Origin of the sequence: Wenjunlia tyrosinilytica, from assembly GCF_014646055.1 — a bacterium.
GTDB classification, from domain to species: domain Bacteria; phylum Actinomycetota; class Actinomycetes; order Streptomycetales; family Streptomycetaceae; genus Wenjunlia; species Wenjunlia tyrosinilytica.
Map to the genome: position 1 here is coordinate 72,498 of NZ_BMMS01000028.1, position 15,363 is coordinate 87,860.

Annotated in this window: 14 protein-coding genes; 4 read left to right on the top strand and 10 right to left on the bottom strand. The window is 73.5% G+C overall.

Translation table 11 applies throughout. The features are described 5' to 3' along the window. Positions 1 to 36: 36 nt before the first annotated feature. From IEY86_RS27325 to IEY86_RS27340, 4 genes are all read right to left on the bottom strand, one after another. The gene (locus tag IEY86_RS27325) at positions 37 to 2,598 is read right to left on the bottom strand and encodes an ABC transporter permease (RefSeq protein ID WP_189134531.1); all 2,562 of its coding nucleotides are present in this window, start codon (positions 2,596 to 2,598) and stop codon (positions 37 to 39) included. Beyond that, on the bottom strand, positions 2,595 to 3,362 hold the full coding sequence (locus IEY86_RS27330) for an ABC transporter ATP-binding protein (RefSeq protein WP_189134532.1): 768 nt from the start codon (positions 3,360 to 3,362) through the stop codon (positions 2,595 to 2,597). Before IEY86_RS27330 ends, IEY86_RS27325 begins: the two co-directional genes overlap by 4 nt. Continuing rightward, positions 3,359 to 3,691: an SHOCT domain-containing protein gene (locus IEY86_RS27335; RefSeq protein ID WP_373287103.1), complete on the bottom strand. Its 333-nt coding sequence runs from the start codon at positions 3,689 to 3,691 to the stop codon at positions 3,359 to 3,361. Before IEY86_RS27335 ends, IEY86_RS27330 begins: the two co-directional genes overlap by 4 nt. A 200-nt stretch (positions 3,692 to 3,891) precedes the next feature. Beyond that, positions 3,892 to 5,112: an ROK family protein gene (locus IEY86_RS27340; RefSeq protein ID WP_189134533.1), complete on the bottom strand. Its 1,221-nt coding sequence runs from the start codon at positions 5,110 to 5,112 to the stop codon at positions 3,892 to 3,894. A gap of 17 nt (positions 5,113 to 5,129) precedes the next feature. Between IEY86_RS27340 and IEY86_RS27345 the strand changes: the two genes are divergently transcribed. The 3 genes from IEY86_RS27345 to IEY86_RS27355 all read left to right on the top strand — a co-directional run bounded on the left by IEY86_RS27345 (position 5,130) and on the right by IEY86_RS27355 (position 8,612). Then, the gene (locus IEY86_RS27345) at positions 5,130 to 6,383 is read left to right on the top strand and encodes an MFS transporter (RefSeq protein WP_189134534.1); all 1,254 of its coding nucleotides are present in this window, start codon (positions 5,130 to 5,132) and stop codon (positions 6,381 to 6,383) included. Then, complete coding sequence (locus IEY86_RS27350) at positions 6,304 to 7,068, top strand: maleylpyruvate isomerase family mycothiol-dependent enzyme (protein ID WP_189134535.1); 765 nt, start codon at positions 6,304 to 6,306, stop codon at positions 7,066 to 7,068. Before IEY86_RS27345 ends, IEY86_RS27350 begins: the two co-directional genes overlap by 80 nt. A 188-nt stretch (positions 7,069 to 7,256) precedes the next feature. Continuing rightward, on the top strand, positions 7,257 to 8,612 hold the full coding sequence (locus tag IEY86_RS27355) for a glycoside hydrolase family 18 protein (protein WP_189134536.1): 1,356 nt from the start codon (positions 7,257 to 7,259) through the stop codon (positions 8,610 to 8,612). A gap of 83 nt (positions 8,613 to 8,695) precedes the next feature. Here the strand turns inward: IEY86_RS27355 and IEY86_RS27360 are convergent, their stop codons facing one another. The 3 genes from IEY86_RS27360 to IEY86_RS27370 form a co-directional block, all read right to left on the bottom strand. Then, positions 8,696 to 9,049 carry a nuclear transport factor 2 family protein gene (locus IEY86_RS27360; RefSeq protein ID WP_189134537.1) on the bottom strand — a complete coding sequence of 118 codons (354 nt, stop codon included), beginning with the start codon at positions 9,047 to 9,049 and terminating at the stop codon, positions 8,696 to 8,698. Between the two features lie 219 nt (positions 9,050 to 9,268). Continuing rightward, positions 9,269 to 9,568, bottom strand: coding sequence for a hypothetical protein (locus IEY86_RS27365; protein ID WP_189134538.1), 300 nt, complete (start codon positions 9,566 to 9,568; stop codon positions 9,269 to 9,271). 46 nt (positions 9,569 to 9,614) lie between these two features. After that, a complete protein-coding gene (locus IEY86_RS27370; RefSeq protein WP_189134539.1) occupies positions 9,615 to 10,040 on the bottom strand; it encodes a MarR family winged helix-turn-helix transcriptional regulator in 426 nt (141 codons plus the stop codon). Between the two features lie 86 nt (positions 10,041 to 10,126). Between IEY86_RS27370 and IEY86_RS27375 the strand changes: the two genes are divergently transcribed. Further along, on the top strand, positions 10,127 to 11,755 hold the full coding sequence (locus tag IEY86_RS27375; protein WP_189134540.1) for an MFS transporter: 1,629 nt from the start codon (positions 10,127 to 10,129) through the stop codon (positions 11,753 to 11,755). A gap of 124 nt (positions 11,756 to 11,879) precedes the next feature. On the opposite strand, the gene IEY86_RS27380 is transcribed toward IEY86_RS27375, so the two are convergent. The 3 genes from IEY86_RS27380 to IEY86_RS27390 form a co-directional block, all read right to left on the bottom strand. Beyond that, positions 11,880 to 12,545, bottom strand: coding sequence for a response regulator transcription factor (locus tag IEY86_RS27380; RefSeq protein ID WP_189134541.1), 666 nt, complete (start codon positions 12,543 to 12,545; stop codon positions 11,880 to 11,882). Further along, the gene (locus IEY86_RS27385) at positions 12,542 to 13,765 is read right to left on the bottom strand and encodes a sensor histidine kinase (RefSeq protein WP_189134542.1); all 1,224 of its coding nucleotides are present in this window, start codon (positions 13,763 to 13,765) and stop codon (positions 12,542 to 12,544) included. Before IEY86_RS27385 ends, IEY86_RS27380 begins: the two co-directional genes overlap by 4 nt. 173 nt (positions 13,766 to 13,938) lie before the next feature. Then, complete coding sequence (locus IEY86_RS27390) at positions 13,939 to 15,258, bottom strand: geranylgeranyl reductase family protein (protein ID WP_189134543.1); 1,320 nt, start codon at positions 15,256 to 15,258, stop codon at positions 13,939 to 13,941. Between the last annotated feature and the right edge of the window lie 105 nt (positions 15,259 to 15,363).

Below are 15,363 nucleotides of genomic sequence, written 5' to 3' on the forward strand. Positions count from 1 at the left end.
GGGGGGGCCCCCCNGGCGTTGAGCCATGGCCTCCGCTCACTCGACGCCGATGGCCTTGAGCACATCGAGCTTGGCGGCACGTCCGGCGGGCCGCAGCCCGGCGAGCGCTCCGGCCACCACCCCCACCAGCAGGACGACGCCCAGCCGTGGCACGGGAATGGCGAACGCGCTCGTTCCGGCGCTGTCGGCGGCCCGCACCAGGGCCCAGCCGAGGAAGGCGCCGAGGCCGAGCCCGCCGACGGTGCCGAACGCGGCCACCAGCACCGACTCCCAGCGCACCATGGCCCGCAGTTGCGAACGGGTCTGGCCCACCGCGCGCAGCAGGCCGAGTTCGCGGGTGCGCTCATGGACGGCCAGGGTCGCGGTGTTGGCGATACCGAGCAGGGCGATGAGCACGGCGAGGGCGAGCAGGGCGTAGACGGTCGACAGCATCAAGTCGACTCCCCTGGCCGCCGACTTGGCGTATTCGGCGCGGTCCTGCACATCCGGGTGGCCGTAGCCGGCCGCGGTCTTCTCCACCGCGGCCCTGCCCGCGCCGAGGGAGACACCGTCCTTGAAGGCGACGGCGACCAGGGTGTCGCGGTCCTGCACCCGGTGCGGCGCCCACGCCCGGCGGGTGATGAGGTAGTCGCCCGACAGGTCGCCCCGCTCGTAGACGGCCCGGACGGTGAACGGCTGCCGCTGCCCGTCCGCGAAGACCAGTCGCGCGGTGCTGCCGAGGTGCCAGCCGTGCTTGCCGGCCTCGCCGCGGGAGACGGCCACGCCCCCGGTGCCCAGCCCGTCGAGGCTTCCGCGCACCGAACCCAGGTCGATCACGTTCGCCAGGCGCCGCGGATCGGTGACGGTCAGCTCCCGTCCCCCGCCGTCGACCTTGGCGACGCCCTTGCCGAGCCCCACCGACTCACGTACCTGCGGCAGTTCACCGACGGCCGGGGCCAGCCTGGGGCTGAGCCCGCTGCCGCCCGCGCCGAACGCGGGGGTGGTGATGGCGACATCGCCCGCGAACGAGCGGTCGACGGTGCGGTCCATGGTGGCCTTCAACGACGCGCCGAACACGGTGAACAGGGTGACCACGGCCACGCCCACCATCAGCGCGGTGGCGGTGGCGGCGGTGCGCTTGGGACCGCGCAGCGCGTTGCGTCCGGCCAGCGCGCCGGTCACCCCGCGCAGCCGCGGCAGGGGTGCGCCGAGGACGCGCACGGCCGCCGTGGAGGCCACCGGGCCGAGGACGACGAACGCGATCACCACCAGCACGGCGCCGGTGGCGGTGACCGGCACCTGGGGACTGCCCGAGGCGCCGACCACGGCCAGTGCGATCCCGGCCGCGCCGAGGACGGCGCCCGCCGCGGCTCGTTTCCACGAGGCACCCGAACGGTCCACCGCCGTCTCCCGCAGAGCGGCCAGCGGCGCGGTGCGGCCGGCCCTGACCGCGGGCACGAGGGCGGAGCCGACGGAGACGGTGACACCGACGGCCAGTGGCACGGCCATCGCGGCGGTGGTGATCACCATGCCGCCGGTCGGCATCCCGAACCCGAGCGCCGGGAAGAGGGCCTTGAGCCCCAGGGCCACCCCGACGCCTCCGAGCAGCCCGGCGAGGGAGGAGACCAGCCCGACGGCGACCGCCTCGGCCAGCGTGGATCCCACCACCTGGCGGCGGGAGGCGCCGAGGGCCCTGAGCAGGGCGTTCTCACGCGTGCGCTGGGCGACGACGATCGCGAAGGTGTTGTGGATGCTGAAGGTCGCCACCAGCAGCGCGATCCCGGCGAAGACGAGGAGCAAGGTGGTGAAGACGCCGAGGAACCGGCCGGAGACCTCGTCCTGGTTCTCCTGGGTCGCGCGCTGCCCCGTGAGCACCTCGCTGCCCTTCGGCAGGAGCGGGGCGATCCGGTCCGCGACCTCGCGCTGCGAGACTCCGGAGGCCGCCCTCACCTGAATGGCGGAGGCGCGGTCGGGGCCGGTGGTGAGGTACTTCTGCGCGGTGGGCAGGGTCAGCGCGGTGAAGGTGACCTGGCCCATGCCGTCGGCTCCGCCGAAGGTGGCGATGCCGACGATCCTCACCCGCAGGGGGTCGGGGGTCCGCACGACCGCGGTGTCGCCGACCTTCAGGCCGCCCTTCTTGGCGGCGCCCCGGTTGATGACGGCCTCGTGCTCCGACGTCGGGGCGCTGCCCTCGACCAGGTGGTAGGGGTTGAGCCTGGCGTCGGTGATCCAGTTGCCCGCCAGCGTCGGCGGTCCCTGGCCGCCCACGGGCTTGCCGTCGCTGCCGATCAGCTGGCCGGCGCCCTGGACGCTCGGCACGGCCGCGGCGACGCCGGGCACCTTGCCGAGCCTGCCGGCCAGTGATGCCCGTACCGGTTCGCGCACCCCGCCGCCCTGTCCGGCGTCGATGACGTCTGCGCTGCGCACGACGGCGTCCGTGCCGGTGTTGGCGTCGACGAACAGGGTGTCGAAGTTGGCCCGCAGGGTGTCGCCCATGACCATCGTCCCGGCCAGGAACGACACGCCGAGCAGGACGGCGAGGAAGGTCCCCGCGAAACGGCGTTTGTGGGCGCGCAGAGCGCTGAGACTCAGTCGGAACGCGGCTCGGGTGCCGGTCATGGGCCGACCTCCTGGGGAGTGCGGCGCGCGCCGGGGGCACGGCCGTCGAAGGCCTTCATCCGGTCCAGGACCCGCTCGGCGGTGGGCTCGGGCATCCGGTCGACCAGCCGGCCGTCGGCGAGGAAGAGCACCTCGTCGGCGTGGGCTGCGGCGACCGGGTCATGCGTGACCATCACCGCGGTGCGCCCCATCTCGTGGACCGCGCGGCCGAGCAGGCCCAGGACCTCGGCACCGGAGCGCGAGTCGAGGTTGCCGGTCGGCTCGTCGGCGAAGACGACGTCCGGCCGCCCTGCGAGGGCGCGCGCGACCGCCACCCGCTGCTGCTGTCCGCCGGACAGTTCGCTGGGCCGGTGGTGCAGGCGGTCGCGCAGGCCGACCACATCCACCAGGGCGTCGATCCACTCGGGGTCGGCGGGGCGGCCGGACAGGTCCCGGGGCAGGGTGATGTTCTCCCGGACGGTCAGGGTCGGCACCAGGTTGAACGACTGGAAGACAAACCCGATCCGCTCCCGCCGAAGGACGGTCAGCTGCTTGTCGGTCAGACCGCTGAGCTCGACATCGCCGATCCGGGCGCTCCCGGAGGTGAGGGTGTCGAGGCCCGCGGCGCAGTGCATGAGCGTGGACTTGCCGGAGCCGGAGGGGCCCATGATGGCGGTGAACCCAGCGGCCGGGAAGTCGACGCTCACCCCGTCGAGGGCCCGGACCTCGGTCTCCCCCGAGCCGTAGACCTTGGCGGCGTCGACCACGCGGGCGGCGGCGGTCATCGCGCACCGCCCTTGGGCTCGGCCTGCCGCTCGCTGTGCATGGCCTCGTTGAGCACCGACAGCCGCATCCAGTACTCGTTCTCGTCGATCTGCCCCTCGGCGAAGCGCCGGCCGAGCACGTCGACCGGTGAGGGCTCCGCGGGACCGGCGCCGAGGTGCCAGGGGCCGGGTCCTCGCCGGCGGGGGCCCGCGCCCCCGCGCCGGGCGGTGCGGCGCAGGAAGGTGATCAGACCGAGGACGACGACGGCCCAGACCAGCGGGACGAACAGGATCCACGGTCCGGGGCCGTTCCAGCCCTCGTGTGCCAGCAGGGTCATCGCGGTGTCCATGGTGGGCTCCTCGGTAGGGCTTCCGCTTCCACTACCGAGACTGGCCGCGCGGGGCCGCGCGGTCGTCGTCCACCGAGCGGCACCCGGGGTACCACGGGAGGAGTACGGGGGGCCGTGAAGGGGGCCGACGACCCTGCGCCTGCGTCGGCGGTCGCGGTCCCGGCCGCTTTGCCGCACGGGCTCCCCGCCTCGGCGGCGCCCTACTCCCCCAGCGCCCCCAGCGGGTCGTCGAGGACCGGCTGCCAGGCCGCTTCCGCCGCGCCCACCAGGCCCGCGTGGTCCAGCCCCGAGGGCAGCAGGGCCACACCCCGGCCCCACAGGCTCCGGCGGGCCACCGCCGAGTGCAGCCGGTCCGGGTCGGCCGTGAGGAGGGCGGCGTGCAGGCCGCCCAGCACGATCCGGTCCGGGTTGAGGATGTTGACCAGCCCCGCGAGGCCCAGGCCCAACCGGTCGGCGAGCAGGCCGGCGGCCCTTGCGACGCCCTCGTCCGCGTACTCCTCACGGAGCAGGCGCGCGGCCTGGTGCAGCAGCGAGAACTGCGGCCCCGGCGCCCGTCCGGCCGCCTCCAGGAAGGCCAGGGGGTCGGCCTCCACGTCCAGGCATCCCCGGCTGCCGCACCGGCAGGGCCGCCCGCCCGGGTCCACCGTCAGATGGCCGACCTCGAGGGCCAGGCCGCCACTGCCGGTGTGCAGGCGACCGTCCAGCACCAGCGCCCCGCCGACACCCCGGTGCCCGGTGGTCACATAGAGCAGGTGCCGGGACTTCGTTCCCGCGCCGTGCCGGTGCTCGGCGAGCGCGGCGAGGTTGGCGTCGTTGCCGACGAAGCACGGCAGCGGGGCGCCGTCGGGGCCGCTGAGTCCGGCGCGTTCGACCTGTTCGGTGAAGGCGGCGCGCACGGGCGCGCCGATGGACCAGGCGAGGTTCAACGGGTCCAGGGCCTCGCCCTCGGGTTCCGAGACGGCCGACGGCACGGCCAGTCCGACACCGACGCACCGCCGCGTCGAGCCCCGCAGCAGCCGCGCGCCGGCCTCGACCACCTCGCCGATGACTCCCGCCGGGTCCTCGGGCGGGGTCATACAGCCGGGAGCGGTGGCGACCACATGCCCGCCGAGCCCCACGAGGGCGGCCCGGTAGCCGTCGACGTGCACCTGCGCGGCCAGGACGACGGGGCCCTCCGGATCGACGGACAGTCCGTGCGACGGGCGCCCATGGGTGCCGGCCGCGGGCGCCGCCGGGTGGGTGTCCACCCGGATCAGGCCGAGGCTCTCCAACTCCGCGGCCACCGCGCCCGCCGTGGCCCGGGTCACTCCCAGTTCCGAGGTGAGGACGGCACGGGTGGGGGCCTGCCCGGTGTGCACCAGGGTCAGTGCCTGGCCCAGGACACCGCGGCCGCGTTCCAGCCTTGTCCGAGTCTGCGTCACTCCTCTATTCTCACTTTGTGCCGTCACTAAACAAAATCCGCCCGTCCCTGCGGCGACTGCGTGTCGCCCTCACTGTCTTCTTCGCCCTCGACGGCTTCGTCTTCGCCGGCTGGGTCGTCCGCATACCCGCCATCAAGCGGCAGGTCGGCGCCTCCGCGGGGGAGCTCGGCATGGCCCTGCTCGGCGTGTCGGCCGGTGCGGTGCTCACCATGGTGGTCACCGGGTGGCTGTGCACCCGCTTCGGCAGCCACGCCGTCACCGTCGCCTGCGGCGTCCTGCTCTCCCTCAGCATCGCACTGCCGCCGCTGACCCACTCCGCGCTCGCCCTCGGCCTGGTCCTCCTCGTCTTCGGCGCGGCGTACGGCGGGATGAATGTGTCGATCAACAGTGCCGCGGTGGAACTCGTCACCGCCCTGCGGCGGCCCGTGATGCCCACGTTCCACGCCGCGTTCAGCCTCGGCGGTCTGCTCGGCGCCGGGCTGGGCGCCCTGGTGGCCCCGTATCTGACCCCTACCCGCCACCTGCTCGTGCTGACCGCGGTGGGCCTGGCCACCACGGCGGTGAGCGGCGCCGTCATGCTGCGCAGCCGGATCGCGGCCGTCCCTGGCGACGAGAGCACCGCACCCGCGCCCCGCACCGGCCGGGCCCCGCTGATCGTGGCACTGTTCGGCCTCATCGCCCTGTGCACGGCCTACGGCGAGGGCGCGCTGGCCGACTGGGGAGCGCTCCACATCGAGCAGGACCTGCACACGGGGCCGGGGGCGGCGGCGGCCGGCTACGCCGCGTTCTCCCTGGCGATGACGGCGGGCCGGCTGTCCGGGACCCGGCTGCTGGAGCGGACCGGGCAGACCACGGCGCTGGCGCTGGGCGGGCTGACCGCCGCGGCCGGGATGCTGGTCGCCTCGCTGGCACCGCTGACCTGGCTGGTGATCGCCGGATTCGCCGTCACCGGACTGGGGCTGGCGAACATCTTCCCCATAGCCGTCGCCCGTGCCGGAGCCCTCGCCGGGCCGGGCGGAGTGGCGACGGCCTCCACGTTCGGCTACTCGGGGATGCTGCTGGGGCCGCCCGCGATCGGGTTCCTCGCCGACCAGGTCGGCCTGCCGACCGCCCTGACCACGGTGGCCCTGCTGGCGGCCCTCGCGGCGGCCGTCGCCTACGCCGTGCGCGGGACTGCGCGACAATCGGCGCATGGAGTTCCAGGAGCACCTCGAGGCATTGCGCAGGGAGGGCGAACTGCTGGCTGCGGCAGCGGCCCGCGGCGGCCCTGACGCATACGTCCCGACCTGCCCCGAGTGGGCCGTGCGCGACCTCGTCCACCACACGGGCGGGGTGCACCGCTGGGCGGCCGCCTATGTGCTGGAACAGCGCACCGAGGCGATGGACGAGGCGCAGGAGCGGGAGGTCTTCGGCCCGATGCCGGACGACGCGGACCTGCTGCCGTGGTTCCGCGAGGGGCTGGAGCGTGTCCTCGGCGCCCTGCGCGGGGCGGCGCCCGACCTGGACTGCTGGTACTTCCTCGCCTCTCCCTCACCGAGGCAGTTCTGGGCACGGCACCAGGCGCACGAGACGGCGATCCACCGGGTCGACGCCGAGGCGGCGGCGGGGGACGGGCTCTCCCCCGTTCCCGCGGACTTCGGCGCCGACGGGGTGGACGAGCTGGTGAGCTGTTTCCACACCCGCCCGTTCAGTCGCCTGCGCGCCGACGGACCGCGCCTGCTGCACCTGCGGGCGACGGACGCCGGTGACACCGCGGCGGACTGGTACGTGCACCTCTCGCTGGACGCGCCGACCGTGGAGCGGGACAGCGAGCAGACCCCTGACTGCACGGTCAGCGGCCCGGCCGAGGCGCTCTATCTGACGCTGTGGAACCGCTCCCTGCCCGACCTCCTCGAGGTCGAGGGCGACGCCTCCCTGCTGGAGCTGTGGCGCGAGCGCTCGGCGATCACCTGGTAGCGGCCGCTCGCCGCAAACTCCCCCGGCGTCCGCTCGCGTTCCCCCATGTCCGCCCATCCGGTACGGTCCCGACCCTTGACCGTATTGGTCTAGGCCAATACTGTCCTGTCTTCACGAGCACGGCTCTTGACGCTCGACGATCCCACTCGGACCACCGCCTCATGAGGCGTTTCACAGGGAAGAGCCCCATGCCCCGAAGACTTCTCGGCAGGTTCGCCGCGGCCGCCTGCTCGCTGTCCCTGCTCGTCGCGCTGCCCGCTCTCATGCCGTCGGCGCAGGCGGACACAGGCGGGCACCACCATCCCTCCCCCGCCTACAAGCGTGTCGGCTACTTCACCCAGTGGGGCGTCTACGGGCGCGACTACCAGGTCAAGGACCTGGTCACCAGCGGTACCGCCGCGAAGCTGACCCACCTCAACTACGCGTTCGCCAACGTCGGTCCGGACGGAAAGTGCTTCGAGGCGTCCGTCCCCGGTGAGGGCGACCCCTGGGCCGACTACCAGCGTCCCCTGGGAGCCGAGGACTCCGTGGACGGCACGGCGGACACCGCCGGCCAGGCGCTCGCCGGGAACTTCAACCAGCTCCGCCAGCTCAAGGCGAAGTATCCGCGTCTGAAGACGCTGATATCGATCGGCGGCTGGAGCTGGTCCACGCACTTCTCCGACGCCGCCCTCACACCGGCCTCCCGCAAGGCGTTCGTGGCGTCGTGCGTCGACCTGTTCATCAAGGGCAATCTGCCGCTGCTCGACGGGCGCGGCGGCCCCGGCTCCGCGGCCGGCCTCTTCGACGGCATCGACATCGACTGGGAGTGGCCGGGCTCCCCCGGTGACACCGACACGGTCCACCGCCCGGAGGACAAGCGGAACTTCACCGCGCTCGTCGCCGAATTCCGGCGCCAGCTCGACGCCTACGGCCGCAAGGGGCACAAGCACTACGAGCTGACGGCGTTCCTGCCCGCCTCGCCGAAGGCGATGGACGCCGGCTTCGAGGCCCGGAAGATCTTCCGCGACCTCGACTTCGGGACGGTGCAGGGCTACGACTTCCACGGCGGCTGGGACAGCGCGACCAACCAGCAGTCCTCGCTGCGGGTGCCCGCGGGCTCGCCGACCTCCGCCGACGACTCCAGCGTCGACCAGACCGCGGGCGACTGGCTCCACCGGGGCGCGCCCGCCTGCAAGATCGTGGTCGGTGTGCCGTTCTACGGGCGCGGCTGGACGGGTGTGACAGGGGGCGGCGACGGCCTCTTCCAGCCGGCCACGGGTCCGGCACCCGCCACGTGGGAGGCGGGCTACGAGGACTACAAGCAGTTGAAGAAGCTCGCGGACTCGGGCTCCTTCACCGTCCACCGCGACCAGCGGGCGGGCCACGCCTGGCTGTTCGACGGGAAGACGTTCTGGACGTACGACGACCCGAAGGTACTGCGGGCCAAGACCTCCTACATCCGCCGCCACCACCTGGGTGGAGCGATGATCTGGTCCCTGGACGGGGACACCTCCGACGGTGAGCTCATCGCGGCCGTGGACCGGGGGCTCGGCCACCGCTGACCGCCAAGGGCGGGGCCGCGACAGGGAGCTCGCGGCCCCGCCGAGCGCTGAGGCCCCGACGGGTCGCAGCCGGGCACCGCCACTCAGCCCAGGAACTCCACGCGGTCGATCAGACCGCCCCGCACACGGTAGGCGACGAGGAGGCGGACCGGCTCGTCGGCCACGCCGTGGGCCACCTCGTGGTCCACCACCCAGTCGCCCTCGGCGAGCCGCCCGACGATCTCCGCGCGGCACCGCCCCTCGGCGAACTGCGGGGCGTAGGTCTCCCGCAGCGCCTCACGGCCCAGCGCCTCGGAGCCGTCCCGGCGGACGACGCGGATGTCCTTCGTATACGTCGCGGCGAACGCGTCGAGGTCATGGGTGTTGTAGGCGGCGATCTGGCGCTCCACCACACCGACGGGGCTGTCGGCGGCCGGGCGGATGTCGTGATCGGTCATGGACGATGATCCTGCCACGCCGCCTCGCGGCGGGGGAGCACCCATGGGGGTCGGGAGCGCCCGGATCAGGGGCGCTCGGCGTCAGGGACGCCCAGGTCAGGGACGCCCGGTCAGGGACGCCCAGTGCCAGGGGCGCCCAGGTCAGGGACGCCCGGTCAGGGACGCCCAGTGCCAGGGGCGCCCGGTGTCAGGGGCGCCCGGTGTCAGGGGCGCCCGGTGTCAGGGGCGCCCGGATCGGGGGCGCTCGGCGGGCAGGCCGAGCAGGAGCCGTGCCATGGCCTCCGGGCTGGTGCCCCGTTCGGCCGCCATCGCCACGACCGCGCGCCGGGCGAGCTCGCTCACGCCGAACATCAGCGCGTCCGGGTCGACATGCGATCTCGCCGCGTCCTTGGCCGCCTCGTCGTTGTCCGCGCTGGCCACCACATAGTCGGCCGCCGCCTCGAAGAGGTTCCGCTGACGTGGCTCCTCGTGGTCCGTCCGCGCACCACCGCGCAGGAACCCGCGTATGCCGTCCCACATCGCAACCACCTCCCCTTTCCGCACATGTGCCCGGAGGGGAAGGGGCTTACTCGCCCGGGATGTCCCGAGCGTCGGCGGGCCGGCCCGTCAACTGCCTGCCCAGCACCGCGCGGTGGGTGGGCCGGGCCGACTCGACGCGCTGCCTGCCCGTGTCCGTGAGGCAGACGTACACACCCCGGCGGTCGTCGCTGCACATCGTGCGCTCGACCAGGCCGTCCTTCTCCAGGCGGCCGACGAGGCGCGAGAGCGCGCTCTGGCTCAGATGCGCCGAACCCGCCAGCTCCTGGACGCGGAACATCGGCTCGGCGGTGGCCCCGCTCCCCTCGGAGAGCCGGTCGAGCACCTCGAACTCGCTCGCCCCGATCCCGTGCCGCTCATGCAGCTGCCGGTCGAGCTCGCACCACGTCGTGGCGTGCAGGGCGAGCAGTTCGCGCCACCGCGCCACCAGCGAGTTGTCGGGCTCCTCAGGCATGGCCGCACGTTACCAGGAACTGAACATTGTATGCAACAGAATTAAATGCTGTTGCATTAGATGCAGATGCATGTAGTGTTCCCGGCATGACCTCACCCGACACCGCACCTGCCGCGGCCGAGCGCTGGAACTCCCGTCTGTGGGGCACCCTGTTGGTGCTCTGCGCCGCCATGTTCCTCGACGCGCTCGACGTCTCCATGGTGGGCGTGGCCCTACCGTCCATCGGGACGGATCTCGACCTCTCCACCGCCTCCCTCCAGTGGGTGGTGAGCGGCTACATCCTCGGTTACGGCGGGCTGCTGCTCCTCGGCGGACGCGCCGCCGACCTGCTCGGCCGCCGCCGTGTCTTCCTCATCGCGCTCGCCGTCTTCGCCGTCGCCTCGCTGCTCGGCGGCCTCGTCGACTCCGGCTCGCTGCTGATCGCCAGCCGCTTCATCAAGGGCGTCAGCGCCGCGTTCACCGCACCCGCCGGCCTGTCCATCATCACCACCACCTTCGCCGAAGGACCCGTTCGCAACCGGGCGTTGAGCATCTACACCACCTGCGCCGCCACCGGCTTCTCCATGGGCCTGGTCCTGTCGGGCCTGCTGACCGAGGTCGGCTGGCGCTGGACCATGCTGCTGCCCGCCCCCGTCGCCGTCCTCGCTGTCGCCATGGGAATGAAGCTGATTCCCCGCGGCCCCGTCGCCCGCAGGGAGCCCGGGCAGGGATACGACCTCGCCGGAGCCGTGACCGGAACGGCCTCGATGCTCCTTCTGGTCTTCACCGTCGTCGAGGCCCCGAACGCCGGCTGGGCGTCCGCCCGCACCCTGCTGTCGTTCGCGGCCTTCGCCGTCCTGCTCGCCGCCTTCACGGCCGTCGAGCGCCGCACCGCCTCACCGCTGGTGCGGCTGGGCATACTGCGCTCGGGCGGCCAGATCAGGGCCAACCTCGGCGCGGTCGCGTTCTTCGGCTCCTACGTCGGCTTCCAGTTCCTGGTGACGCAGTACATGCAGAACCTGCTGGGCTGGTCGGCGCTCCACACCGCGCTCGCCTTCCTTCCCGCCGGCGCCCTGGTGGCCGTGGCCTCCACACGGATCGGTCCGCTCGTGGACCGGTTCGGCACCCCGCGGGTGATCGCCGTCGGCTTCGCGCTGCTGGCGGCGGCCTACGGCCTCTTCCTGCGGGTCGGTATCGAGCCGCGGTTCCTGGGGGTCATCCTGCCCACGATGATCCTGCTGGGCATGGCCTGCGCCCTGGTCTTCCCCTCGCTCAACATCCAGGCCACCACGGGCGTGGACGACAACGAGCAGGGAATGGTCTCCGGCCTGCTGAACACCAGCATCCAGGTCGGCGGCGCCATCGTCCTCGCCGTCGTCACCGCCGTGGTGACGGCGAGCGCCAAGGACGGCGGGACCTCGCACCAAGCGGTGCTCGACAGTTACCGACCGGGCCTGGTCGTGGTGACGGTGTTCGCCGTCATCGGCCTGCTGCTGACGCTGACCGGGGTCCGCAGGCGCCACGTCCCGCACAGCGTCATCGTGGCGCAGGGAACCGCCGGTCAAGGAACCGCCGGTCAGGGAGCTGCCGGCCAGGGAACCGCCGGTCAGGGTTCCGCCGGTCGGAAAGAAACCGTGCAGGCGGGCACCGCGCGGGCCGACGCCGTCGACGCGGGCACCGCGCCGACGGGCAACGCGCCGGTCCAGGACGGAATCCAGGTGCCCCTCGGCAAGTAGCCGACGAGCACCGCCGCACCGGACGGTGCCCGGCTTCGCACCACGGGGTTGTGCGAAGCCGGGCACCTCACGCCGTTCCCGGGTCTCGCCCGCCCGGGCCACCTCGGCGGGCGAGACCGTCGTCTCAGCCGAGCCAGCCGGGCCGCACCAGGCCCGACTCGTAGGCCATGACGACGAGTTGGGCCCGGTCCCGGGCGTGCAGCTTCACCATGGCCCGGCTCACATGGGTCTTCGCCGTCAGCGGGCTGACCACCAGGCGGCGGGCGATCTCCTCGTTGGACAGCCCCATGCCGACCAGCGCCATCACCTCCCGCTCGCGGTCGGTGAGCGGCTCCAGACCCTCCCCCGCCACCGGTTCCTTGGACCGGGCCGCGAACTCGGCGATCAGCCGCCGGGTCACGCCGGGCGACAGCAGCGCGTCCCCGGCCACCGCGGCGCGCACGGCGCGCAGGAGCTCTCCGGGCTCGGTGTCCTTGACCAGGAAGCCGCAGGCGCCGGAGCGGATCGCGTCGAAGACGTACTCGTCGAGCTCGAAGGTCGTCAGCACGACCACCTTGACCTGCGCCAGAGCGTCGTCGCCGGTGATCGCGCGAGTGGCGGCGAGGCCGTCGAGGAGCGGCATCCGGATGTCCATGAGCACGACGTCCGGAACGAGTTCGCCGGTCTTCCGGACCGCCTCGTCCCCGTCGGCGGCCTCGCCCACCACCTCGATGTCGGCCTGGGCGTCCAGCAGCGCCCGGAACCCCGCGCGCACCAGCAGCTGGTCGTCGGCCAGCAGCACCCGGATCATCGGCTCTCCTCGGCTTCGGCGACCGCGGCCGCCCGGGTCAGGGGCAGACGGGCCCGCACTCGGTAGCCGCCGTCACCGCGCGGCCCGGCCTCCACCGACCCGCCGAGCGCCGCGACCCGCTCGCGCATACCGACCAGGCCGTTGCCGCCACCGCTGTCGTGGGTGGTCGCCGCCGGACCGCCGTCGTCGACGCGCAGCTCCAGGTGCTCGGGTCCGTACTCGATGACGACATGGGCGGTGCGCGACCGCGAGTGACGCACCACGTTGGTCAGCGCCTCCTGAACGATCCTGAACGCCGCCAGGTCCGCGCCCGGCGACAGCGCGACGGGGGCGCCGACCGTGCGCGTGTCGACCGCGAGTCCCGCGGCGGCGGCCTGCTCGGTGAGCTCGGGCAGGCGGTCGAGGCCGGGGGCGGGGGAACGGGGCGCCGAGCCGTCGGGGGCCCGAAGCGTGTCCAGGACCTGGCGGACCTCGCCGAGCGCCTCCTTGCTGGCGGACTTGATGGTGGTCAGCGCGGTGCGCGCCTGTTCGGGATGGTCGTCCATGAGGGCGAGGGCCACCCCGGCCTGGACATTGATGACGGAGATGCTGTGCGCGAGGACGTCGTGCAGTTCGCGGGCGATGCGCAGCCGCTCCTCGTTGACCCGCCTGCGCTCCGCCTCCTCGCGGGCGAGCCGGGACTGCACGGCCTGCTCTCGCCGCACCCGCAGCACCTCGGCCCCGGTGACGATGGCGAGCAGCCACGCGGCCGTGCCGAGCTCACGGGCCCAGTCGGCCCGGTCCGCGGCGCCGGGGAGCCAGCGGTACAGCCAGTGGCCGACCAGCAGATGGGCGGCGTAGAGGATCCCGAGGGCGATCCACGCCGGGCGCCGGTGCCCGGCCGCGACGGCGGCGAAGAAGGCGACGACGACGCTGACGAAGACAGGGCCGTACGGGTATCCGATCACGAGGTAGACCAGGGCGACCGCGGCGGTCCCGGTGGTGACCGCCACCGGGTGGCGGTGGCGCAGCAGGAGCATCGCGGGGCCGAGCAACAGAAGCACATAGGCGGCGACGTCGAGGCCGAGCCGTTCGGGCTGGCCCCGTGAGGCGAAGGCCGACCCGATCACCTGGATCCCGGCGACGGCGGCCGAGGACCGCCAGGGCACCCGTCCGTCGTCGGCGCGCCGCACGAGTCCGAGGGGTCCATGCCCCCACCACGGCTCACGCGCATCGCTCATACCGCCACGCTAGTGCGCCACCCGCCCACGGGGCGTCATCCACCAGCGGTGATCCCCCGTACTCCCGGGGAAGTACAGGCCTTCGCACGGGCCGAGGGCTTCCGCCGGGCCGAGGGCTTCCGCGCAGGCGGGGGCTTTGCCGGGAGGGGCGGCGGTGGCGCGGGGCGCCGGGCCTACGTCGCCGTCTGCGGCAGCGGCTCCTTGGGGGGCTCCTCCTGCGATCCGTTCCCCGATTCCTTCCCCGATTCCTTGCGCGGCGCCGCCGAGTCGCCCTGGGGCCGGTTGAACGCCGCAAGGGCCTTGCGGGCCACGCCGTGCCGCTGGAGGAGCTCGGCGAAGGTCGTCGCCCCGCGGGTGAAGCGGGTGAAGGCGTTCCAGGCCGGAGGGAAGGTGGTGACGGCGCCGTGGAAGACGCCGGGCCTGCGTTCGAAGGCGGCCAGCAGCTGACGGCCCGCGCTCATCTCCACACCGAGGCCGGCCTTGATCGCGAACGCGTAGCTGAGCGCCTGGTGCCGGGCGGCCACCGCGTCGGGGGCCTCGGCGACCTTGACCGCCCACTCCCCCGCGAGGCGGCCCGAGCGCAGGGCGAAGGAGATGCCCTCACGCGTCCAGGGCTCCAGCAGCCCGGCCGCGTCGCCCGCGACCAGGACCCGGCCGCGGGAGAGCGGGGAGTTCTCGGCGCGGCAGCGGGTCAGATGGCCGGAGGAGACCACCGGTTCGAACCCGGCCAGGCCCAGCCGTGCGACGAAGGTGTCCAGGTACTCCTTGGTGGCGCCGCCCTGGCCGCGGGCGGCGATCACCCCGACCGTGAGGGTGTCGCCCTTGGGGAAGACCCAGCCGTAGGAGCCGGGCATGGGGCCCCAGTCGATGAGCACCCGTCCCGCCCAGTCGTCGGCGACCGGGGGCGGCACCGGGATCTCCGCCTCCAGCCCGAGATCCACCTGGTCGAACTTCACTCCGACATGGGCGCCGATACGGCTCGCGCTGCCGTCCGCTCCGACGACGGCCCGGCCGAGGACGACCTCCCCGTCGCTGAGGATCACGGCGACGGTGCGGCGGTCGGGGACGGAGGGCCCGTGCTGCTCGACGCGCGAGACGGTGGCGCCGGTGCGCAGCTCGGCGCCCTCGGCCACGGCGGCGTCGACCAGGGCGGCGTCGAACTCGGAGCGGTTGATCAGGCCGAACAGGGTGCGCCTGGAGCGGCGGGTGCGGCCGAGGCGCCCGTTCATGGTGAAGGTGACGGCTTTCACCCGGTCCTTGAGCGGGAGTTGGAAGCCTGGAGGCAGCGCGTCGCGAGAGGGGCCGATGATGCCGCCGCCGCATGTCTTGTACCGGGGCAGTTCGGCCTTCTCCAGCAGGAGCACCCGTCGGCCCGCCGAGGCCGCGGCATGCGCCGCGCAGGCACCCGCCGGCCCAGCTCCCACCACCACGACGTCCCATACCACGCGGCTGTCCCGGCCCTCGTTCTCCGCAGCACCCTGCTCATCGCTCACGGGCGCATCCTACGGGGGCTGTGCGATCATCGGCGCGGCGCGGGGGCCCGGAGGATCCCGAACCGCTCCGGCGCCGCTGATGGAACCGCAAGGGCTGCATCCACC